The 21605-nt window shown below is 52.3% G+C and carries 14 protein-coding genes and 3 tRNA genes; 6 read left to right on the forward strand and 11 right to left on the reverse strand.

The genetic code is table 11. The annotated features are described in order from the left end of the window. Window positions 1-4: 4 nt before the first annotated feature. The 5 genes from CA264_RS05150 to CA264_RS05170 all read right to left on the reverse strand — a co-directional run bounded on the left by CA264_RS05150 (window position 5) and on the right by CA264_RS05170 (window position 10332). On the reverse strand, window positions 5-1168 hold the full coding sequence (locus CA264_RS05150) for an amidohydrolase (protein WP_025605181.1): 1164 nt from the start codon (window positions 1166-1168) through the stop codon (window positions 5-7). Between the two features lie 135 nt (window positions 1169-1303). Further along, window positions 1304-2596 (reverse strand): T9SS type A sorting domain-containing protein, encoded by a 1293-nt coding sequence (locus tag CA264_RS05155; protein ID WP_025605182.1) that lies wholly within the window; start codon window positions 2594-2596, stop codon window positions 1304-1306. Window positions 2597-2804: 208 nt separating this feature from the next. Continuing rightward, window positions 2805-7448 (reverse strand): PAS domain S-box protein, encoded by a 4644-nt coding sequence (locus tag CA264_RS05160; protein ID WP_025605183.1) that lies wholly within the window; start codon window positions 7446-7448, stop codon window positions 2805-2807. A gap of 210 nt (window positions 7449-7658) precedes the next feature. After that, window positions 7659-9017, reverse strand: coding sequence for a sigma-54-dependent transcriptional regulator (locus CA264_RS05165; RefSeq protein WP_025605184.1), 1359 nt, complete (start codon window positions 9015-9017; stop codon window positions 7659-7661). Window positions 9018-9480: 463 nt separating this feature from the next. Then, the gene (locus tag CA264_RS05170; protein ID WP_025605185.1) at window positions 9481-10332 is read right to left on the reverse strand and encodes a DUF1206 domain-containing protein; all 852 of its coding nucleotides are present in this window, start codon (window positions 10330-10332) and stop codon (window positions 9481-9483) included. Between the two features lie 276 nt (window positions 10333-10608). Here CA264_RS05170 and CA264_RS05175 point away from each other — a divergent pair, with 276 nt between their 5' ends. Then, complete coding sequence (locus CA264_RS05175) at window positions 10609-11199, forward strand: DUF4136 domain-containing protein (RefSeq protein WP_084196155.1); 591 nt, start codon at window positions 10609-10611, stop codon at window positions 11197-11199. Between the two features lie 36 nt (window positions 11200-11235). On the opposite strand, the gene CA264_RS05180 is transcribed toward CA264_RS05175, so the two are convergent. The 3 genes from CA264_RS05180 to CA264_RS05190 all read right to left on the reverse strand — a co-directional run bounded on the left by CA264_RS05180 (window position 11236) and on the right by CA264_RS05190 (window position 14497). Beyond that, on the reverse strand, window positions 11236-13236 hold the full coding sequence (locus CA264_RS05180; RefSeq protein ID WP_025605187.1) for a monovalent cation:proton antiporter family protein: 2001 nt from the start codon (window positions 13234-13236) through the stop codon (window positions 11236-11238). Between the two features lie 67 nt (window positions 13237-13303). Beyond that, window positions 13304-13957 (reverse strand): HD domain-containing protein, encoded by a 654-nt coding sequence (locus CA264_RS05185; RefSeq protein ID WP_025605188.1) that lies wholly within the window; start codon window positions 13955-13957, stop codon window positions 13304-13306. Window positions 13958-14035: 78 nt separating this feature from the next. Continuing rightward, a complete protein-coding gene (locus CA264_RS05190; RefSeq protein WP_025605190.1) occupies window positions 14036-14497 on the reverse strand; it encodes a hypothetical protein in 462 nt (153 codons plus the stop codon). 261 nt (window positions 14498-14758) lie between these two features. On the opposite strand from CA264_RS05190, the gene CA264_RS05195 reads away from it, so the two are divergent. The 5 genes from CA264_RS05195 to gmd all read left to right on the forward strand — a co-directional run bounded on the left by CA264_RS05195 (window position 14759) and on the right by gmd (window position 20943). Further along, the gene (locus CA264_RS05195; protein ID WP_025605192.1) at window positions 14759-15502 is read left to right on the forward strand and encodes a DUF481 domain-containing protein; all 744 of its coding nucleotides are present in this window, start codon (window positions 14759-14761) and stop codon (window positions 15500-15502) included. 133 nt (window positions 15503-15635) lie between these two features. Next, window positions 15636-16415 (forward strand): polysaccharide biosynthesis/export family protein, encoded by a 780-nt coding sequence (locus CA264_RS05200; RefSeq protein WP_025605194.1) that lies wholly within the window; start codon window positions 15636-15638, stop codon window positions 16413-16415. Between the two features lie 498 nt (window positions 16416-16913). Then, window positions 16914-18800, forward strand: a complete 1887-nt coding sequence (locus CA264_RS05205; RefSeq protein ID WP_025605196.1) for a GumC family protein — start codon at window positions 16914-16916, stop codon at window positions 18798-18800. 45 nt (window positions 18801-18845) lie between these two features. Continuing rightward, window positions 18846-19781, forward strand: a complete 936-nt coding sequence (gene fcl, locus CA264_RS05210) for a GDP-L-fucose synthase (protein WP_025605198.1) — start codon at window positions 18846-18848, stop codon at window positions 19779-19781. 49 nt (window positions 19782-19830) lie between these two features. Then, window positions 19831-20943: a GDP-mannose 4,6-dehydratase gene (gene gmd, locus CA264_RS05215; RefSeq protein WP_025605200.1), complete on the forward strand. Its 1113-nt coding sequence runs from the start codon at window positions 19831-19833 to the stop codon at window positions 20941-20943. A gap of 119 nt (window positions 20944-21062) precedes the next feature. Here gmd and CA264_RS05220 read toward each other — a convergent pair. The 3 genes from CA264_RS05220 to CA264_RS05230 all read right to left on the reverse strand — a co-directional run bounded on the left by CA264_RS05220 (window position 21063) and on the right by CA264_RS05230 (window position 21400). Beyond that, a tRNA-Asp gene (locus tag CA264_RS05220) sits at window positions 21063-21136 on the reverse strand. A gap of 58 nt (window positions 21137-21194) precedes the next feature. Further along, window positions 21195-21268: transfer RNA gene (locus CA264_RS05225), tRNA-Asp, on the reverse strand. Window positions 21269-21326: 58 nt separating this feature from the next. Continuing rightward, window positions 21327-21400: transfer RNA gene (locus tag CA264_RS05230), tRNA-Asp, on the reverse strand. Window positions 21401-21605 lie beyond the last annotated feature (205 nt).

Consider the following 21605-nt stretch of genomic DNA (forward strand, 5'->3'; position numbering starts at 1 on the left):
CAGGTTATTTGTTCAGGATTTCGTTTGCAATGCCGTAGAATAAAGAGGCCCCTGTCGGAATAAGCTCATCCGGGAAATCATAGTTGGAGTGGTGAAGCTGTGGCTGTGTTTCACCGGAGCCAAGGCCGAAAAAAGCGCCTTTATACCTGGCAGTGAAGTGGCCAAAGTCTTCCGACCACCTGAAGGGGTGTACGGCTTCCTGCACGTCTAGTTCCAGCTGGGCGGCAGCCTGACGCACCAGCTGCACCTCCCGGCTATGGTTTACCGTGGCCGGGAACTCCTCCACGAAGCGGATGGTGTGGCGGAGGCTGTGCCTGTCAGCAATTTCCTGCACATGCTGCTGTGTCAGTTCCTTTAGTTTCTGGAGATCGGCTGGCTGGTAGGAGCGGAGGGTGGCCATTACCGTTGCATAGCCAGGGTTGGTGCCGAAAGCTACTTCGCCCAGCCGCGCATGAATCACCGTTAGAAGTGTCAGGTCCTGAAACTGCGCCTTGTCCCGGACAATCTGGTTAAAGGCCAGGATAATCTCTGCCATCGCCTGGCCGGGGTTAACCCCGTTCTCGGGTTCTGCAGCATGCGACGACTTTCCGTGGAGCTCCACAACCATACCGGTAGATGCCGCTGCAAAAACACCTTCGCGTACCACCACCTGGTGCTTTGGCTTGCCGGGCAGGTTATGGAGGGCAAACACATAGTCGGGCTTTATCTCCTGCTCAAAGCGCTGGTCCTGCAAGACAGCCCATGCGCCCGCCCCGGTTTCCTCGGCGGGTTGGTAGAGCAGTACCACCTTGCCCCGCGCGGGCCGCCGCTGGTGCAACAGGCTGCCAAGTGCGCTTAGTATCGCCATGTGCCCGTCGTGGCCGCACTTGTGGCTGACGCCCTCTGCCTCAGACTTGTAGTGCAGGTCCTCGTTTGCCTCTGTAATGGGCAGCGCGTCCAGCTCCGCCCGAAAAAGTACCGTTGGCCCGTCCGGCTCAATGCCGTTAAAAACAGCCGCAAGCCCCGTGCCGCCGAGGTTCGTGTACAGTTGATCAGGGCTATAGGCTTGCATGTGCGCCTCCAGCCGCCTGGCCGTGTCTGTTTCGGAGCCTGAGAGCTCCGGGTGCCGGTGCAATGTATGGCGCAGTTGGGTAAGGTGGGGGAGGTCTGTAAGCTTGTGGTGCTGCATGGTGTCGTATCGGTATAGATGGTGGTGTTCATCAAGATACGAAATCCAGCGCTTAGGTTTCTAAAAGGCGGTAAAAGCAAAGGCCCTTGCCGACGCGGTGCGGCAAGGGCCAGTAAAGAAAGCAGGAAAAGTATATTAGCGCACGATGAGCTTTTTGCGGAAGGTCTCGCCGTTGTGCGTCAGCATGACAATGTAAGCGCCCTTGCTCAGCTCTCCGTTCTCCAGCACCTGTGTGCCTGCAGCGGCTTCTGCCACATCAATTGTCTTGGTACGAACCACGTTGCCGCCGAAGGAAAGGATGCTTAGCTCCGCCTGTCCGGTAGTGGCACCGTTCAGCTTCAGGTTTACCGCCTGGCCCTGCACCAGGGTGGGGTACACCTGCATCTCGGTGGCCATAGCTGCTTCCGTTGTGATGGCCATTACTTTGGAGGTCTCGCTGCTGCCGTCGGTATCCACCTGCTTAATGCGGTAGTAGGCGGTGCCGGCCAGGGGCGCGTTGTCTGTAAAGTTGTAGCTTAGCAGGCGCATGCTGTTGCCTGCGCCCTTCACACGGGCAATCTCCTCAAAATGCACACCGTTATGGCTGCGCTCGATGGCAAAGTAAGCGTTGTTCGTCTCCGATGCTGTGGCCCAGCTTAGCTCTGCCTGCTTTCCCTTTGCCTTCGCGTTCACTTCTACAAACTCAACTGGCAACGGTGTGATGATTTGTTCGCTTTCGATGGAGGAGACGCTAAAGTTATCGAAGGTGGCAACTGCGCTCGGCTTTGCCTTCGTGCGCTTCTTCTTGCTGTTTACCAGGCTCAGGTTGTAGCCAATCACGGCGTCACCTGCTGCAGTCCAGTCCATCGGCACGTTTTTCTCCTCCACCACATAGTAAGCCACTAGTTCAGTGCCGATATATACTTCAGCCTCTCCCGTTTCCGGAGTGTAGCGGAAACTGTAAAAGGTAAGGCGGTTCTCTGTAGAGACAGGCTTCATGCTTTGCAGCTCCACCACCTCGCCGTTAGCCAGCGTAAAGCGCGCCTGCAGCTTGAAGTTGCGGATGCCAAGGCGAAACACTGGCTCTTTGCTGGTGTTGCGGTGTAGCCTGGCGAAGAGCTCCCCGTTACCCGTGGTGTTGTAGGCGTTAAACTGCATGGCTACTTCCAGGCCATCCACGTTAAAGTCGGCACCCTCCAGCACGAAGTCTATCGGGGCAGTTTCTTTGCCTGAGTTGTTCAGCTTCAGAATGCCCAGGCCAGTTGTTTGGTCGGCGCCTCCTGCTACTACGCCAGTCTGAAGTCCCTTTTGCTTGGCTGCTTTGCCGAACTTTGCCGCTTGAGCGCCCTTTGCCATGTCGTTCCAGTCGAATTCACAGATCAGAGACTGGGCGTAGATGGATGTAAGGCTGTATATCAGAAGGGCGAAGGTAAGCAGGGACTTTTTCATGGTAAGCGTTTAATTGTAAGCTATTATGCTTTCTATAAGTCCAATCTTGTGCCAGAGCCATTTTTTTTCTCATTATGTGGTTTTAAAGCTGTTTTTCAACTATTTATATATAGAGAGATGAAGGTGTTGTTCCAACGATAGGAAACAAAAAGGCCTCCGTTCCTATAATTGGAACAGAGGCCTTTTTTGGTAATCCGGTATATTCTTGCTAGTTCAGGCTTGCCTGCAGCTGTGCCACTACCTGGCCCATAACGTGGGATAGCAGTTCGATATTCTGCTGAACAGCCTCCAGGTCTTCCTGTGCCTTAGCCCCGCTTTCTATCTCCCTGACCACATCTTTGAGCTTCTCGATGCGCATGGTGTCGATGGTGGACTTAAGCTTGTGTGCTGCGGCGCTTACACCCGTCCAGTCTGCCTGGTCGCGTTTCTCCTGCATATCTGCCACCGTTACAGGCACGGTTTCAATAAACAGCTGCTTGGTGCGCTTTATAAAAGCTTCGTTTCCTCTCGACATTTTCTGAAGCATGGCCAGGTCGTAGAGTGGCTCATTTACAATTTCTTGCATGATATGTTTATCTTGTAAAAACTTCGTTCCCGATACCTGCGGCCGCCTTTGTGGCAGGTTAGCAGCTATCTTCATGAATAGTTTCTCTTCCTCAAACGGCTTGGAGATGTAGTCGTTCATGCCGGCGGCAATGTACTTCTCCGCGTCTCCTTTCAGCGCATTGGCCGTTAGGGCGATGATCGGCACGCTTGCTTTGGCCGTATCCGCCAAGCACCGGATAAAGTGCGTGGCGTCGATGCCGCTCAGCTCAGGCATCTGTATGTCCATCAGCACCACATCGTACAGCTTCTGCTCGGCCAGCTCCACGGCTTCGCGCCCGTTATAGGCTACGTCCACTCGTGCGCCCCAACCCTCCAGAATAGACTGCGCCAGGAAGATGTTCACTTCATTGTCCTCAGCCAGGAGCACATCAATCGTGCCAAGGCTGCCAAAGTCTATCGCCTCCTCATAAGCCTCCGATTCAGCCGCCTTTGATTTGCGGTACGTGAGCACAAAGTTAAAGGCGCTTCCGCTGTCTTCCTCGCTCTCAACCCAGATGCGCCCGTGCTGCATCTCAATGAGGTTTTTACAGATGTTGAGGCCCAGGCCGGTGCCGCCATACTTGCGGGTTGTGCTGGAGTAGGCCTGTGTAAAGCCTTCAAAGATGTACTCCATCTTGGATTTTGGAATACCAATACCCGTGTCGGCCACGGTAAACTGTACCGTAAGCTCCGCATCGCTCTCCTCTAGCACCTGGCAGCTTAGCCTGATGCTTCCCTCGTCGGTAAACTTGATAGCGTTGTTGAGCAGGTTCAGCAGCACCTGGTTCAGGCGGTAAGGGTCGCCTACCACCATGGTGTGCTCCAGTTCTACAGGCTCAAGTATGTAGCCGATCTCCTTTTCCTCCGCCTTATAAATAAAGGTCTGGAAGGCAGACTGCACGGCCTCGGTAAGGCTAAACGGTATCTCCTCCAGGTCCAGCTTGCCGGCCTCAATTTTAGCAATATCCAGGATGTCGTTGATAACGACCAGCAGGTTGTCGGCCGACTGGCGTATGATGTTAAGGTAATTCAGCTGTACCTCGTTCAGCTCTGTTTTTCGGAGCAGGCCGGCCATGCCAAGTATACCGTTCATTGGGGTGCGGATCTCATGGCTCATGTTCGCCAGGAAGTTCTCCTTCACGCGGGCAGACTCCTCGGCGGCCTCTTTGGCCTTCATGAGCTGCTGCTCGGTGCGCATGCGGTCCGTTATGTCCTGCGCGATGGCAATGATGTAAGGAGCCATGTTCGGCTCTTCCACCTTGTAGTTCTGGTAGTAGAGGTAACGCTCTTCGTGCTCCTTGTTCAGGATAGTAAGCACACCGTCCACAACGCTTTTCTCCTCAAACTGCTTTAGGTACAGGTAGAAGCTCGCCCTGTCGTCTTTCGGGAAGAAGTCAATCAGGTTGTAACCGATCATTTCCTCCATCTCGTAGCCCAGCATGTTGAGCAGGTAGGGGTTCACCGACTGTATCGTGCCCTCCAGGTCGTGGGTACAGATAAAGGCCTGGCTGTAGTTAATCAGGTCGCGGTACTTCTTCTCACTTCTCTTCAGCGCCTCGTTGGCCTTGCGGCGATCCGAGATGTCGCGGGTGGCAGCCTGCAGCTTTGTTACCTGCTGGGCTGCGTCCTGAATTGGTTTTATACTTGTCTCTACCCAAAGCACGGAGCCGTCGCGGCGCAGCATGCGGTATTGCACTGTGGTGTTTTGGCAGTGCTCCAGGGCCTCCATATAGCCTTGCTCGTGTACCTGCCCTAAGTCATCGGGGTGCACGATCTCACGCGGGTGCATCAGCAGGAGCTCTGCCTGGGTATAGCCCAGCATTTCCTCGGCGGCCTTGGATACATAAATATAGCTGCCGTCCAGGTTGTGGAGGCTTACCATGTCCTTGGAGTTCTCAGAGAGCAGGCGGTGCAGCTCCTCGCTGTTCTGCAGGCGCTTGTTAGCCAGGCGCTGCTCCGTCACGTTGGTGGAGATGCCCAGCACATGGGTTTGCCCATCGCTGGTGACGATCGGCTTCTTCGTGGTGTTAAACCACAGTGTTTCCCCGCTTTTGGTGGTGTGGCGCTCCAGGAGCTTTATTTCCCGGTTCTCCTCAATCACCTGCTGGTCTACCTTCAGGTAAAACTCGGCTTCGTTTGTTTGCTGGTGAATGTCTAAACCACTGGATCCGATCAGGTCCTGCAGCGGCATGTCGAACAGCTTGGCGAACTCCTGGTTCGCCAGCACAAACCTGCCTTCGCCGTCCTTCACATAAATCAGGCTTGGGCTGGCATTGAGCACCTGCCTGATAAACTCGTTTTTCTCTTCTACTTCCTTCGCCGCCTTTTTCTCCTCGGTTACGTCGCGTATAATGCCCAGTACTTCGTTGTCGCTGTACTTCAGGATTCGCCCTTCGTAGTGCCTGAGCCCTTCTGGTAGCTCCAGGTCATAGTTGATTCGTTCGTAAGAGCCTGTTTTAATCACATGCACCAAAAGCCCCATTATTTTAGAGGCAAGCGCTTCCGGCAGTATGTTGTAGATGTTGTTGCCGATCACATCATTCTTAGGGATCAGGAGGTGTTTCTGGTCCACGTTCTTCATGTCGAGGTAGTTTCCTTCCTCGTTAATGATGAACATCAGGTCCGGAATAGCGGCAAGTATGGCGCGGTTCTTCGACTCGCTGGCCATAATCTCCTCCTGCGCCCGGCGAAGGTCTGTGATGGTAAGGCCGTGGGCGATCACCAGCTCTACCTCGCCCTCCTTGTTCAGGACCGGGTTCAGCCTGCGGATGTGGTAGGTGTAGTCACCGTTCTTCGTTTGTAGTTTTTCCTCAAATTCGATACGTTTTTTCTCTTCCAGCACACGCCGCAAGTGCCTTCCGCGGTGCTCCATGCGCTCGGGCGGTACTCCGCGCAGGCGGCTGTAGTCTTCGTTTGTCTTCCCGATTATCCACTGGCGCAGCTCAGGATCTGCAACGGCAGCCGGGTTAAGGAACAGGTACTGCAGGTCGCGGTTATACACGGCCACATCGGAAGGGATGTGGTTGAGGATGGACTCGTAAAACTCCTTCTGGCGCCGCAGCTCCATGCTTTGCTCGCGTACCTTGGTTACATCCTCCGCCGAACCGATAATTTGCTTTACCTGGCCGTTTTCTTTGCGCTTAAACACACTCTCGCGGCAGAAGAGGTTTTTTACCTGCCCGCTTTTGGAGCGGATGAGGTACTCTACTTCCTGGATTTCTCCATCCTTGGCCTGTGCCATCCGCAGGGCGTGCTGGCGCAGCTTGTATCGCTCTTCCGGCATTATAAGCGAAGAAAGCACGCGTCGGCCAAACGCCTCTATCTCTTCCTGGCTAAACTCCAGCAGGTTCTGTACCTGCTCATTCAGGTAGATGCAGGAGTTTTCCTCCAGGTCATAGATATAGATGATGTTCGGAATCGTGCGGGCAATGTTCCTGACGAAGTTCTGGCTATCCTTCAGCGCATCCTCCGCCTTGCGGCGCTCCGTAACGTCCGTCATGTAGAGGTTAAAGTACCCCTTGTCCGGTATCGGGATGATCAGGATATAGTAGAATCGCTTGGCAATGTAGCTCTCGAAGGAGGCCGGTTTGGAATGCTCCTCTATCTTCAGGTGGTTGATGTGTAGCAGCAGCAGGCGTTGGAGTGCCTGCCTGCGCTCTGCAACTTCCTGCAGAAAATCATGGCCGGCAATATTGCCGAAGAGGATTTCGCCCTGGAAGCTTAACCGAAGCACCGGGTTAGGATATTCCTCCTGCAGCTCAGACTGCAGCTCCATCTTGCGGAGGCGCTGGCGCCTTGTAGTAACATCGCGGTAAAACCAGGCCGTGCCGCAGTGGTTCGACCCGTCTGACAGTGGCATGTTTTCGCGCTCCACTACGGTGCCATCAGGCAGGGTGGCATCGTCGTACAGGTTGCCGTTGGCCAGGGCCTCACGGTGCGGTATCAGGTGGGAGAGGAGTGTCTGTTTCTCCAGCTCCTCGAGTGGTGTTCCAATGTATGCTTCCTGCGGCGCTGGCAGTAAGAACAGCTTTACAAACTCATCATTGATAGACATGATGTTGCCGGCGCTGTCCGTGACAACGGCCGCGTACTTCAGGTTGTTGAGTAGCCAGTTCTGCACATAGGTGATCGCCGGTGCCTCTTTCGCTTTTCGCAACGCCTCCAGCTCGCGAAGGTGCGCCTCGGCCTGCTTTTCAGCAGCCAGGCGGGCTTCGCGTTCAGTCTTTAGCAGGTCATGCAGTTCTTCTCGTGTATGTACTATAGCCATATAGTATGAATTGCACCGGCAATGTACTGCTTTTCATGCAGAAAAACCTTTCCGGTGCACGCGATCTCGCTTGTCGGCCGCGTGTAATTGTAGCCGTAAAAAATATAAATGTACTCGGGCATGTGCGGGGCAGCCTGCCCTTTCAGTTGCACAAATAGCGCCTATGTGCGAAGTAGGCGCTATTTGGATAGCTATCCTCGTAAGAGAGGATCAGTTGGTTGTCAGTTCCTTGTTCTGTATCATGCGGTAAATAGTAGACTTGCCGATGTCCAGCTTGTCGGCCACCAGCAGCACGTTGTTGTCATACTTGTTCAGGAAGCGCTGGATGATGTCGGTGGTATACTCCCGCAGGCTACGCTCCGTGGCAAGGAAGTCCTTCTCGTTGTTGTTTGCCGCCAGGTTAACGTCGTTGGCCTTTATCTCGTCATCGTCGGCCATCACCACTGCCAGTTCCACCACCGCTCTCAACTCGCGCACGTTGCCCGGGTACGGGTGTGCGAGCAGTTTCTCCTGCGCCTCGGCCGAGAGCGTTTTTCGGCCCATGCCGTTCTCTTTAGCGAAAGCGTCCATAAAGAACTTCGCCAGCACCAGGATGTCAGCACCCCGGTCACGCAGGGGAGGGAGCTCAATCGGTAGGCCGAGCAGGCGGTAGTAAAGGTCTTCCCGGAAGTTGCCTTTCTTCACCTCATCCGCCAGGTTCTTGTGCGTGGCCACTATAATGCGGGTATCGATCGGTACCACGGTGTTGCCGCCTACGCGGGTGATCTCCTTTTCCTGCAGCACGCGCAGGAGCTTGGCCTGCAGGCTGATGTCCAGCTCCCCAATCTCATCGAGAAAGATGGTGCCTTTGTTTGCCTCTTCGAACTTGCCCAGCCTGCGCGAAACGGCACCGGTGAAGGCGCCTTTTTCGTGCCCGAACAGCTCGCTTTCGATAAGCTCCCGGGGGATGGCAGCTACGTTCACGGCCACGTAAGGCTTCTTGTTCTTCGGGCCGTTGTAATGTATGGCTTTGGCAACAAGTTCCTTGCCTGTTCCTGTCTCGCCGTTTATGGAAACGGTGATGTTGGTTTTGGCGGCCTTGTCCATCATAACGAAAACACGTTTCATGGCATCGCTGTTTCCGATGATGAAGTTGCTGAAGTCATACTTCTGGACAATCTCCTCCCGCAGTTGGTCTATCTCCTCCCGGAGCGAAACGTTCTCGCGAATCTTGTTGATGGTGTTCCAAAGGCGCTCCGGCGTGTCCTCGTCTTTCACGATGTAGTCGTAGGCGCCTTTCTTGAGCAGGTCTACGGCAGTGGCCACATCCTCCTGCCCGGAGATCACCACCACCTGGGTGTCCGGGTTCAGCTCCTTGATTTTCTTCAGCACCTCCGCACCGTTTTTGTCTGGCAAGGAGTAGTCCAGCGTCACCACGTTCGGGCGTTGGTGCATATTGCTCAGGCAATCTTTCGCTGAGTGGAATTTCTTAAGCTCGTAGTCTGGGTTTAGGGAAAGGTGGTACTCTAACAGTTCACTGTACCACACATCATCGTCCAGGATAAAGATTTTAAAGGGCGAATTTTTCATTTAGTTTGTTTACAAGCTGATGCTGTGCCTCTATAAAGATAATAAGTTTCGGTTATGCAAAAAGTATAATTTCACAAGCTCCGGGAGCCTATAGCAAATGTAGCTTTAAGTAACTAAACTTAATCTATTATTACGCTATGTTTTTATTATTTCCTTATATGGGAAATATTCTCTTGTGCTTATAGTGCAATTTGCGTTTTTCTAAAGGCCAGCTTTGGCTTGTTTTTATGCAGTGGTGGGCTGAGGATGTTGACAGGAGTAGCTCCTGCGGCTTGTGTTATAGGTGCTATGTTGAGAGGACAGGGAAGAGAGCGGTAATACTAGGTAGTAGGGTATATTCTGTACTAAAGGTGCAGTGCGCTACCCCAGGATTAACCTGCCGAGTGGGATGTTCCTGGGGTAGCGCACTGCAAAGAAATGGAATGTATATAACTGTTCTGTATACGCTGGAATGGCGGCCCTTCTAGGAGGCGCCGGAGGTGGTGTAGATCGGCTGGTACTTGGCGCGCATAAACATAAAAACGCCGTAGCAGATCAGCCCCAGGGCTACCGCCCCAAGTATAATAGAGCCGTACGTGGAGTTCTCGATAAACTGAAAGGCATCGCTGCTGCCCCCGGCCTGCTGCGGGTTGGACTGCAGGGCCGCCTGCAGAAACATATAGCCGATAACCAGCCATACCACGCCGCGTGCCATATAGCCCACCTTGCCTGCCCGAATCATCTGGTGCTCCACTTCGTCTTTAAGGCCGGCACTGCGCACTTTCTTTCTGTACTTATCGGAGTAGCCGTAGTAAATCTGGTAAAGGCCCACCAGCATCGTTGCGACGGCAACGATGCCTACCAGCCACTGGCCGAAGGGCTGGGCGAGCAGTTTAGAGACCAGGGTTTCCCGGGAGCCACCGCTACCACTGCCGCCGCTGCTGTTCCCAAGCACCATGTTGGCGGCCAGGTAAGCCAGGGCGCCATATACCAGGCCGCTGAACAGGTAGCGCAGGCGCTTGCCTATGCCTTCTGCATCGGAGCCCTTTCCCTCGGTGTCTTTTACAGCCTGGATAAACCGCCAGATGGCGTAGCAGAGCAGGCCCAGCGCCACTATACCCAGCAGCACGTTTCCGGCCGGCAGGTCTTGTATTGTTTTTAGAATGCCGGACTTTCCGGCGTTTTGGGTAGATTGGCCTCCGAGCTCAAAGGCAGCCATAAATGCAATAATGCCTACCAGGCAATACACGACCCCTTTGGCGGTTAAACCGAATTTAGCAAAGTTCTCTACCCACTGTGGTGGCGGGCTCGGAACGTGTGTGGATACATCTGCCATAGTTTTATTTTTTTGAGTTATCAGTCATACTTTATCCCTCTCATACACGAGATTTTGGTAAATTGAGTTGCTGTGGCAGCTCCGGGGGTGATTTACCGCCCTTTTTTACTGAAGGTTAGCGTGTGGGGCGAGGTACGGTGTTGGGCTGCGAGCGGCGGCCAACACCCGGAATGTGCGGCCGGGTATGGCACTTCGTGTACTTCTGACTATATTTACATACCTGTGGCGGTGCTTACCATAGCACAGCCACAGGTAGAACCTTACACTTGCCATACTATGAAAAGATCCTTAAAGGCATTGCTGCCTCTGTGCCTTGCTCTTGCCACCGTGTCGTTGCCCTCGTGCGTTACAACGTCTGCCTCGCTGGGGGCAAACGCCATCAAAGCGCCCTACGCCACCAACCTCCGCAACTATAAGACCTATGCCTGGTACCAGCCTGCGCCGGCGGCTGAGGCCGACTACCTGAGCGGTTACAGGCCCAGCCTGGATAAACATATTCGGCAGGCGGTAGAGCAGGAGCTGCAGGAGCAGGGGTACACCAAGGTCGAGAGCAACCCAGAGGTGCTGGTGGCTTACGATGTGAGCGTATCGGTGCCGGCTGAGAAGGACCGAACCGAACAGTTCAACAAAGGCTTTGGCTATAGCTACGGGTACATGAGTGGCTACCGCTATGACTACGGCCACTCAGACATGCCGGGCTATCGCAGCGTGGACCTCTTCAAAAAGGGCACCCTCATCATCGACCTTATCAACCCAAGGTCTAACATGCTGCTGTGGCGTGGCTGGTCAGAGGGGGCTATCAGCAACTTTAAAGCGGGCGCAGGAAAAGTAGAAAAGCAGGTGGAAGAGGTGATAGAGAAGCTGTAGTTGCCTTCAGCCTCTTCATGAACGGTTATCTTGTGCTTACAAAGGCCCTTTCAGGAAATTGTTGAAGCGCACCACATCGCCAGGTTTGCCCACCACATACAGCAGGTCGCCTTGCTGTATCTGTGTTTGGGCGTTGATGTTCAGCAAGGTTTGCTCTGCCCGCTTGATGGCAACCACCGTAATCTGGAACCGGCTTCGTATGTCTGCGTCGAGGAGGGGCCTGTTCACCACTTCCGGGTCTGAGGTGAATACCCGCAGGCTGGCCACCTCAATGTCCGGCAAGTCCAGTGCGAGCTTGCTTGTGTCCGAATTGCGGTTGGTGGTAATGCTGCGGAGCATCTCGTAGTTATCGGAGCGGATCATTTGGGTGAAGGCTTCTATGCTGTCGCGGGGCATGAGGTACTTGTTCAGGACCCGCGTGAAAATCTCAATGCTGGTTTCGAACTCCTCCGGAATCACCTCATCGGCGCCCAGCCTGTAATTCTCCTCCATCTCCTGCAGAAAGCGCGTGCGCACGATAATATGCACTTTGTCGGAAATCTCGCGGACCGTGGCAATGATGCGCTTCGTGGCCTCGGGGTCTGAAATAGCAACCACCACCACTCTTGCCTTGTACATGTTGATGTGCGACAGGATCATCGGGTGCACAGCATCGCCGTAGACAATAGGCTCCCCCAGCTTGCGCTCATGCTTTACGGTTACGGCGTTCAGCTCCACAATAACATAGGGGATTTTGGCGTGTCGGGCTGCTTTTGCCACGTTTCGGCCGTTAATGCCGAATCCAATAATAACAATGTGGTCATCGAGTTCAGGGAGAGGGCTGTGCGCGTCATCAGACTGGTGGTTGAAAGGCATGGGCTCCTGCAAGGAGCTAAAAGGCGTGGCGATGTAGTCAGCCAGCTTGCGGTAGCTGCCGATCACAAAAGGCGTGACGGCCATCGTGAGCAGAGAAACCGAGAGGAAATACTGATAGGTCTCCTCCGAAAGCAACCCGCTGCTAATGCCCGTTTTGGAAAGTATGAAGGCAAATTCCCCAACCTGGAACAGCGAGAGGCCTACCAGTAGCGATATCCGTAAAGGGTACTGGAGCATGCGTGCCGCCACCGTGGCCACTACACCCTTCAACAGGAATGTCAGGGCTGTGAAAAAGAGGATAAGGGGCAGGTTCTGAAGCAGAAACCCAAAGTTCAGGAGCATGCCGATCGACACAAAAAAGAAGCTTGTGAAGATCTCGCGGAACGGGAGGATGTTGCTGGTTGCCTGATGGCTGTACTCTGACTCGGATATAATCAAACCCGCCATAAAAGCCCCTAGCGCCAGCGAAAGGCCAAGGCTGGAGGTTAGCCAGGCCACGGCAAAGCATATTACCACGACACTAAGTATAAACAGCTCCTTACTCTTGGTTTTGGCCACCAGGTAGAGCAGACGGGGCACCAGGTACCGCGCGCTTATCAGTACAAACACAATCACAAAAGCGCCTTTCAGCCCCATCAGCAAAAGAGCGGTGCCGATGTCCTCTGTGCCACCTGCCATGAGCGGGGTGAGCAGCATCATAGGCACCACAATGATATCCTGAAAGATAAGCACACCCAGCACCACGCGCCCCTGCGGGCTGTTGATCTCGCCCCGGTCCTGCAGCAGCTTTAGGACAATAGCCGTGCTGCTCAGGGCAATCAGGAAGCCCATAAACACCGACTCGCTCCAGGTAAAGTTCAGTAACTGCATCACCAGCGCCACCAGACCAATGGTTGCCAGCACCTGGGTTGTGCCTCCGAGCAAAACTGTGCGCTTGATCATGGCCAGCTGCTTTAGGGAAAACTCCATGCCGATGATGAACAGCAACAGGATAACCCCTATCTCTGCTAATATCTCAATGTCGTGGGTCGCGTGGATAAGGCTCAGGCCGTGCGGCCCGGCAATTACGCCCGTTGCAAGAAACCCAAGAATGGTGGGGAGCTTAAACCGCTGAAAGAGCAGAATCACCACCACCGCTAGGCCAAGGATAATAACTATGTCTGAGAGTAAAGGAATCTCCATGAAGTATATTCAGTTTTTTGACTGGTTGAAACGGGGAGGGGTAGGGCCCTGGTGTACAGGCGAATGGTTATCTCTTGCCATCCCATTCTGCATAAAACTGCTCCAGGAACTCCTCCATGTACTGGTGGCGCTGCTGCGCCAGCTCTTTTGCCGTTTCTGTATGCATACGGTCTTTCAGCAGCAAAAGCTTTTCATAAAAGTGGTTGACGGTGGGCGCGGTGTTGTTTTTGTACGCTTCAAAGGAGTCGTGGAGAACCGGCTTTATGCCCGGATTGTACATTTCGCGGCTCTTGTGGCCACCGTAGGCAAAGGTCCGGGCAATGCCGATGGCGCCAATGGCATCCAGCCGGTCTGCGTCCTGCACCACCCGGCCCTCCAGCGTTGCCATGGCTGATGAAGTGCCTGCCCCTTTGAAAGACAAATCGCGGATAATCTGGCACACGTGCTGCACCGTGTCTTCATCAACTGCATGCTGCTCCATCCACTCACGGGCCATGCGCGGCCCTACCGTTTCGTCTCCGTTATGAAACTTGTGGTCGCCGATATCGTGCAGCAGTGCCGCCAGTTCCACTACATACCTATCTGCATCTTCCTGCGCTGCTATACTTTTGGCGTTGTTCCACACACGCAGGATGTGCCACCAGTCATGGCCTGAGCCCTCACCGGAGAGTAGGTTCCTTACATAAGTTGCTGCTGCGGCTATGGTTTCTTCCTTTTGCATACCTGGGATTTCTTTTTTTATACCCAAAGCTAAAGAAAAAAACGCACCCTTCAGGTTCGGCGCTTCCGAAGGGTGGGCTTATACTTGTACGTGGTCGAGATTCTCCTGCAGCAAGTCCTGGGAGAGAAGGTCCGCCTCCAGCAGGTCTGCCCAGGTGTGAAGGTACAGTACAACATCGTCGCGCTGGTTGTGTCTCAGGTGCCTTCTGTTCTCCGGCAGCGCGCAAAGGATAGCAGAGTCGCTTAAACTTTCGAGGTGGGCGAGCTCTGCGCGCGTTATCCCGTAATCAAGCATCTGGTCGATCACTTCATCCAGTGGGAGCCCACTGTGCGGACAGTAGTCGCGCAGCTGTTCGCGCCAGTCTCCGTAGCGCCACATAGCGGCTCCGTGGATTTTCCCTTTGCTGTACTTGGTGATGGTCTGTGCCAGGTGGCCGCAGTTGCAGCTGCCCATATGGCCCCACTGGTAGCTGGCTCCTCTGGTCAGCCGGCTCGCGGTTTCGCGCAGCGCTCCGATCAACTCTCTTGAACTTCGTGACATGGCTGTTGCTGGTTAATAGTACAAAGGGAGCAAACAGAGAGCGCTCAGCCCGGCCTGCAGCCCTGCGTCATGGCGATCAGATTTGCTCCTTTCTATTATAAGCGTTAGAATTGGAAGAATGTTTCTGCTCAACGGGCCAGGTTTTCCGTTTTAATTAACTTTTCTTTTTGTATGCACCCTAAACGTTACACGTGTCTCACCGTCTTCTTTCTGATTGTATTAAGCTTTGCCCCATCTTGTGTTAAGGCGCAGATTCTTAATGTGGAACGAGCCCGGGTAGAGCGAGACTCTGCCAACTACTTTACGGGCAAGGCAGGTGTTAACTTTTCCATGTTTAATCGAAATGCGGGGAAAGATAACCCCAACAACTACCTTCAGTTGACCTTTAACGGAGATATTGCGTACATCTCCGGCAGGCACAGCTACTTGCTCCTGAACTACTATAATTACCTGCTGGTAAACTACGATTCCAAAGAGCTGCGCAACACGGTGGCAAGCACCGGGTATTCCCACTTCAGGGTAAACTTTTTGCGGGAACGCAGGCTTTCTTACGAGCTGTTCACGCAGCTGCAGGCGGATAAAGCCCGCGGACTGGAGCTGCGGACGCTGGCAGGAGGCGGCATTCGCTACCGGCTGCTGAAGGATGAAGAAAGCGGTATCTATCTGGGAACCGGCCTGATGCATGAGCATGAGGAGTGGGAAAACCCGGAGCAGGAGGAGAGGTTAATGGTGTCCGACCTGCTGAAATCCACGAATTACGTGAGCGCGAAGGCAAAAATCAATGAAAACGTAAGCACCGAGGGGATCGTATACTATCAGTTTGGCTATGATGACAACATAAGCAAGTTCCGCAACCGGGTGAGCGGCGATGTAACGCTTCTGGTAAAGCTTAGCAACAGGTTCACCTTTAAAACAAACTTTAGCTGCACCTATGAAGACGAGCCCATTGTTCCGATCACTAATTTTGTTTATGCCATTACCAACGGAATTCAGGTGCAGTTTTAACTCCTTTTATGAAATATAATGAAGGATAAAGCTGCTATATGATGCAATAATTTCATAATTTCACCATTTGAAAAGAAGCAGGCGGCGTAACAAAGGCCGTAAATTGAGACAAACGAGTACGAAAAACAATAGAATGCGCAACACCCTTATCGCATGGTGGGTACTGCTTGGGATGGTCATCTTCGCCTCCTGCGTACCACAGAAAAAGCTTATACTGCTGCAGGAAAACCCGGAGGTGAAAAACCAAGGCAATGCAGATGAACTACTGAAGACCTTTGACCTGGATAAACCTGTTTATACTTTGAAGGCAGGGGATGTGCTCTCCCTGAAGGTGCAGACCACAACTCCTACCGAGTACAACTTTCTGAACACTCCCGCTACAGTTTCCAGTTCTGATGATCCAGTACTAAGCGGGTATACGATAGATACCTCAGGTGAGATTCTGCTGCCGGTGGTCGGACGGGTGCAGTTGGCAGGCTTAACGATGCCTGAGGCACGTGTTAAAGTCACCGAGGCTCTAAAGCCTTTCCTGGCAGACCCCACTGTAAACCTCCGCCTGCTTACGTTTCGCTACACGATTGTAGGGGAGGTTACCCGGCAAGGGCAGTTTACGACTTATCAGGACAACATCAACGTGATGGAGGCCATTGCAACGGCAGGAGGCTTGTCTGACTATGCGAATCGTGGAAAAATCAGATTGGTACGCTATGAAGATGGTAAAGCAAAGCTATACAATTTTAGCCTTTTGAATGATAACACGCTGGCAATGAATAATTTCTACCTCCAGCCGGACGATATGATCGTTGTTGACCCGTTACCAGCCAAGTTCATTCGTGAAAACGTATTGGGAACCTTCTCATTAGGCTTTGGTCTGGTGGCATCTATCGTACTTCTAATTACAAGAATACAATAACTTAATAAGTTGGAATCGACATATAATTCTGAAGACAATAGCTTTATTGATTTTAAAGCAGTCTTAAACTCGGCTGTATCTAAATGGTATTTGTTTGTCCTGAGCATAGCTGTCGCTTTATCTGTGGCATATCTGGTTAACAGATATACAATACCCCAATACGAAATAAACTCCTCCGTAATGGTCTCGGGAGATGCAGCACAGGGAGCATCTCCTGCCGCTTTGTTGTATGGAACCGACCTATATAAAGGGGCTCAAGGTTTAACAAACGAATCAATTATTTTAAAGACAAAGTCATTAGCACTTAGGACATTGTCTAAGCTTGATTTTCGTGTTAGCTATTTCATCAAAGGCAATGTGCTTCTGTCAGAAGCGTACAAGGCTGAGGCTCCAATTAATGTTCTCTTTGATTCTACTGCGGCTTCTGTTCCGTATGGAGTTGAGTTTAGGGTGGATCTAGTAGATAACAATACTTATACCCTATCAACGGAGAATCTAGTGTGGCAAGAAAAAGTTACTGATAAGACTTTCCTTTTTGGTAAGTCTTACCTCATGGATGGGTTCGCCTTTACCATTAACCTGTTGAAACCGGAGCCGTTCGAAGGAAACGAGGTGCTTTTTGTAATCAATGATTTAGATGATCTGGCTAAAAGCTATGCATCTAATCTGTCAGTAGCTCCTTATGGGGGTGATGCCTCTGCTTTGGTTTTGACGCTTACAGGTACAACGCCTAAAAAGGATATCGATTACCTGAACGCGCACATGGTCACGTATGCGCAGAACAACCTGGCAATCAAAAATGCAGATGCTGTTAATACCCTTAGCTTCATAGACCAGCAGCTACAGCAGATTAGCGACTCCCTGTACTTTATAGAATCTCGGCTGGAAGACTTCAAAAAGCGCAATGCGGCGATGGATTTGAGTGCTGAGGGGGCAAAAGTAGCAGGAGAACTGCAGGCATTGGAGCAGCGGAAAGCCGAGTTGCTGATGAACTCCAGGTACTATGACTACCTGTCTAATTACCTTCAGAAAGAAGAGACAAATGAACAGATACAGGCGCCCGCAACATTGGGCATAGGAGATCCTGTCCTTAACTCCTTAGTCTCTCAGTTGGTGACGCTGCAAACAGAACTCAGCGTTGCGTCTAATAACCAGGGTCAGTCAAACCCGGGTATAAAGCTGAAGCGGCAGCAGCTGAATGAAGTAAGAGCGTCTTTACTCGAGAACCTCAGCAGCTTAGAAGACGCCAACCAGATTGCGCTCAGGAACCTTAACCAGCGCATCCAAACTGCCGCTGCGGCCCTGCAACAACTACCTTCCTCTGAAAGGCAGTTAATCAATATCCAACGGCTTTACAGCCTAAGTGAGAACCTGTACGTTTTCCTGATGGAGAAGCGTGCAGAGGCTGGGATCGCAAAAGCTGCCAACACATCAGATGTGACTATCCTGAAAGAAGGGTCGATTAACAAGCAAATTGCTCCTCAGCCACTGCAAAACTACGGTATCGCCTTTATTATCGGGTTTGGTCTGCCTTTGGCCTTCATATTTGTGAAAGAGCTGCTGAATAATAAGATTCACACCGTAGAGGATATTGCCAAGTATACAGCGATGCCGCTGCTGGGGCTTGTCGGCCATAACAAGAAGGAGTCTAACCTGCTGGCCAACATGAGCCCTAAATCGGCGCTGGCAGAGGCGTTCCGTACGGTTCGCTCTAACCTGCGTTACATGACCAGTGTCGGTGACGGCGTACAGGAGGGGGGAAAAATCATTGTTATCACATCCTCCATCAGCGGGGAGGGTAAGACGTTCTCAGCCAAGAACCTGGCCTACATTATTGCTATTTCCGGTGAAAGAACGCTTCTGGTAAACGCAGATATGCGCAAGCCAAATAACAACACTGACCTTGGCGTGAACAGCAGCACCGGTTTAAGTAACTTCCTGGCCGGTCACATTTCTTTAGAAGAGGTGATTCATACCACCATTCAGGAGAACCTCCATGTGCTCCCTTCCGGCGACATTCCGCCGAACCCGTCCGAGTTGTTGCTAAGCGGTCGCATGTCGGCGATGGTGGCGGAGCTAAAGGAGCGTTATGACTACATCATCATGGATACACCGCCTGTCGGCATTCTTTCAGATGGCCTGGAACTGATGCAGATAGCTGATGCGAATGTGTTTATGGTGCGTCAGGACTACACCATCAAAGACTTCCTGCGAAACATACAGCTGCAGTACGAGTCCGGAAAGATAAAGAATACAGCCATCCTCTTTAATGATGTGGATTACAAGAAGCTTAACTACGGCTATGGTTACGGCTATGGCTACGGCTACGGATATTATGCTGAAGACAATGAAACAAAGTCTCTGTGGAAACGAATAAGGGTGTAATTTAATGCCCCTGTTATTTTCACAAGCGTTGCTTCAACATAATTTATGCTTAAAAATTCAAGAATTTATGTGGCGGGCCATAGAGGAATGGTTGGCTCCGCCATATTGCGTAAGCTCCAGAAGGAGGGCTACACAAACCTCATTACCCGAACATCCAAAGAGCTGGACCTGAGAAACCAGTTAGCCGTAGAGCAATTCTTTGCCGAGGAAAAGCCCGAATATGTGTTTCTGGCTGCCGCCAAGGTTGGAGGCATCGTGGCCAACAACACGTACCGGGCCGATTTCCTCTACGACAACCTGATGATCGAGGCCAACATTATCCACGCTGCCTACCGGGCCGGGGTGGAGAAGCTGATGTTCCTGGGCTCCTCCTGCATTTACCCGAAGCTGGCACCCCAGCCGCTTAAGGAAGAGTATCTGCTGACAGGGGAGTTGGAGCCGACCAACGAGCCCTATGCCATTGCAAAGATTGCCGGTATTAAGCTGTGCGAGTCCTATCGCGATCAGTACGGTTGCAACTTCATCAGTGTCATGCCTACCAACCTCTACGGCTACAACGACAACTACGACCTGAACAACTCCCACGTGCTGCCTGCGCTCATCCGCAAGTTTCATGAGGCGAAGGAGGCTGGAGCCCCTGTCGTGACCGTATGGGGCACTGGAAGCCCCCGCCGTGAGTTCCTCTTTGCCGATGACCTGGCCGAGGCCTGCTTTTTCCTGATGGAGCACTACGACGGCAGGGAGCTCATAAACATTGGCACCGGCGAGGATATTTCCATAAAGGACCTGGCGCTGCTGGTGAAAGATGTGGTGGGTTTTGAGGGGGAATTGGAGTTTGACGCCTCCAAACCGGATGGCACCCCGCGCAAACTGATGGACGTGACCAAGCTGCACAACCTGGGTTTCAGGCATAAAGTAGAACTAGAGGAAGGAATTGCGTTAGCATATGCGGATTTTAAAAACAAATTAGTAGAAGTGTAGTATATATACCCGTTCATAATATACCAAACTTTTACTAACCCTTTACCGCATGAAAACTGCCCTTATAACTGGTGTAACCGGTCAGGACGGAGCATACCTGGCTGAGTTGCTACTAAGCAAAGGTTACAAAGTGCACGGCATCAAACGCCGCAGCTCTATATTCAATACAGACAGAATCGATCACCTATACCAGGACCCGCACGAGAAGAACATCAACTTCAAGCTTCACTACGGCGACCTTACCGACTCGACCAACCTGATCCGTATCATCCAGGAGACACAGCCGGACGAAATCTACAACCTCGCGGCCATGAGCCATGTGAAAGTAAGCTTCGACACGCCTGAGTACACGGCTAATGCCGATGGTTTGGGGCCGCTGCGTATTCTGGAGGCTATCCGTATCTTAGGCTTAACCGAGAAGACAAGAGTATACCAGGCCTCCACATCGGAGCTTTACGGGCTTGTGCAGGCCGTGCCGCAGTCAGAGAGCACGCCGTTTTACCCGCGCTCTCCATATGCGGTGGCAAAGCTCTACGGCTATTGGATTACAGTTAACTACCGCGAAGCCTATGGCATGTATGCCTGCAACGGTATTTTATTTAACCACGAATCTCCGCTGCGAGGGGAGACATTCGTGACGAGGAAAATCACGCGTGCCGCTGCCCGTATCGCTATGGGGCTGCAGGAGGACCTGTACCTAGGCAACCTCGATGCCAAGCGCGACTGGGGCCACGCCAAGGACTATGTAGAGGCCATGTGGCGCATTCTGCAGCAGGACGAGCCGGAGGACTATGTGATTGCCACCGGCGTTACCACAACCGTGCGCGACTTTGTGAGAATGGCCTTCGGCGAACTAGGCATTGAGATTGAGTTCAGGGGAGAAGGAGTGGAGGAGAAGGGCTATGTGGCCGCCTGCACAAACCCTGACTACCAGCTGGAGCTGGGCAAAAACGTCGTGTGTGTAGACCCGAACTACTTCCGCCCAACAGAAGTGGACTTGCTGATTGGCGATGCCACGAAGGCCAAAACTAAGTTGCAGTGGGAGCCGAAGTATGACTTGCCAGCACTTGTGAAAGATATGATGCAGGCTGACATTGAGCTGTTCAAGCGCGACAGCTACCTGCTGGAAGGTGGGCACCGTGTGTTAAACTACCACGAATAGCAGTTGCATAACATATAATAACAAGAAAAGGGCGGATGTATCACATTCGCCCTTTTCTTGTTACAGAAGCTGAGGCATAAAAAAAGGAGCTTGAGTATAACTCAAGCTCCTTTAAGGAGCGGTCTGGACGGGACTCGAACCCGCGACCTCCGCCGTGACAGGGCGGCATTCTAACCAACTGAACTACCAGACCAATAACTTGATGTTTTGAGGAGCCGTTTGCTCTTCTTGCTTAACCGCAGTAAAATCTGCGGTCTGGACGGGACTCGAACCCGCGACCTCCGCCGTGACAGGGCGGCATTCTAACCAACTGAACTACCAGACCAATAACTTGATGTTTTGAGGAGCCGTTTGCTCTTCTTGCTTAACCGCAGTAAAATCTGCGGTCTGGACGGGACTCGAACCCGCGACCTCCGCCGTGACAGGGCGGCATTCTAACCAACTGAACTACCAGACCGTTTGTCTTTTCCTTAACCTTGTTCGTTAAAGTGATGCAAAGGTATGTCCTCGGATTTAATTGTGCAAGTCCTCTGCATCATTTTAACGCTATATTTTCGCCCGGAATACTAAACGCGTTCATTTACAGATGGATTAATTTTTAATGCGCTTATAAATTCTCTCTTCTGTTACGTGCATTGCCGGAAAGTCTTAAATTTGTGTTC

The organism is Pontibacter actiniarum (assembly GCF_003585765.1).
GTDB lineage: Bacteria > Bacteroidota > Bacteroidia > Cytophagales > Hymenobacteraceae > Pontibacter > Pontibacter actiniarum.

Excerpts from the sequence above, each read along its gene's own strand:
- fcl (WP_025605198.1), top strand. The coding sequence starts at position 18,846 with ATGCTTAAAAATTCAAGAATTTATGTGGCGGGCCATAGAGGAATGGTT.
- gmd (WP_025605200.1), top strand. The coding sequence starts at position 19,831 with ATGAAAACTGCCCTTATAACTGGTGTAACCGGTCAGGACGGAGCATAC.
- CA264_RS05185 (WP_025605188.1), bottom strand. The coding sequence starts at position 13,957 with ATGCAAAAGGAAGAAACCATAGCCGCAGCAGCAACTTATGTAAGGAAC.
- CA264_RS05170 (WP_025605185.1), bottom strand. The coding sequence starts at position 10,332 with ATGGCAGATGTATCCACACACGTTCCGAGCCCGCCACCACAGTGGGTA.
- CA264_RS05165 (WP_025605184.1), bottom strand. The coding sequence starts at position 9,017 with ATGAAAAATTCGCCCTTTAAAATCTTTATCCTGGACGATGATGTGTGG.
- CA264_RS05155 (WP_025605182.1), bottom strand. The coding sequence starts at position 2,596 with ATGAAAAAGTCCCTGCTTACCTTCGCCCTTCTGATATACAGCCTTACA.
- CA264_RS05175 (WP_084196155.1), top strand. The coding sequence starts at position 10,609 with ATGAAAAGATCCTTAAAGGCATTGCTGCCTCTGTGCCTTGCTCTTGCC.
- CA264_RS05190 (WP_025605190.1), bottom strand. The coding sequence starts at position 14,497 with ATGTCACGAAGTTCAAGAGAGTTGATCGGAGCGCTGCGCGAAACCGCG.
- CA264_RS05160 (WP_025605183.1), bottom strand. The coding sequence starts at position 7,448 with ATGGCTATAGTACATACACGAGAAGAACTGCATGACCTGCTAAAGACT.
- CA264_RS05200 (WP_025605194.1), top strand. The coding sequence starts at position 15,636 with ATGCGCAACACCCTTATCGCATGGTGGGTACTGCTTGGGATGGTCATC.
- CA264_RS05150 (WP_025605181.1), bottom strand. The coding sequence starts at position 1,168 with ATGCAGCACCACAAGCTTACAGACCTCCCCCACCTTACCCAACTGCGC.
- CA264_RS05180 (WP_025605187.1), bottom strand. The coding sequence starts at position 13,236 with ATGGAGATTCCTTTACTCTCAGACATAGTTATTATCCTTGGCCTAGCG.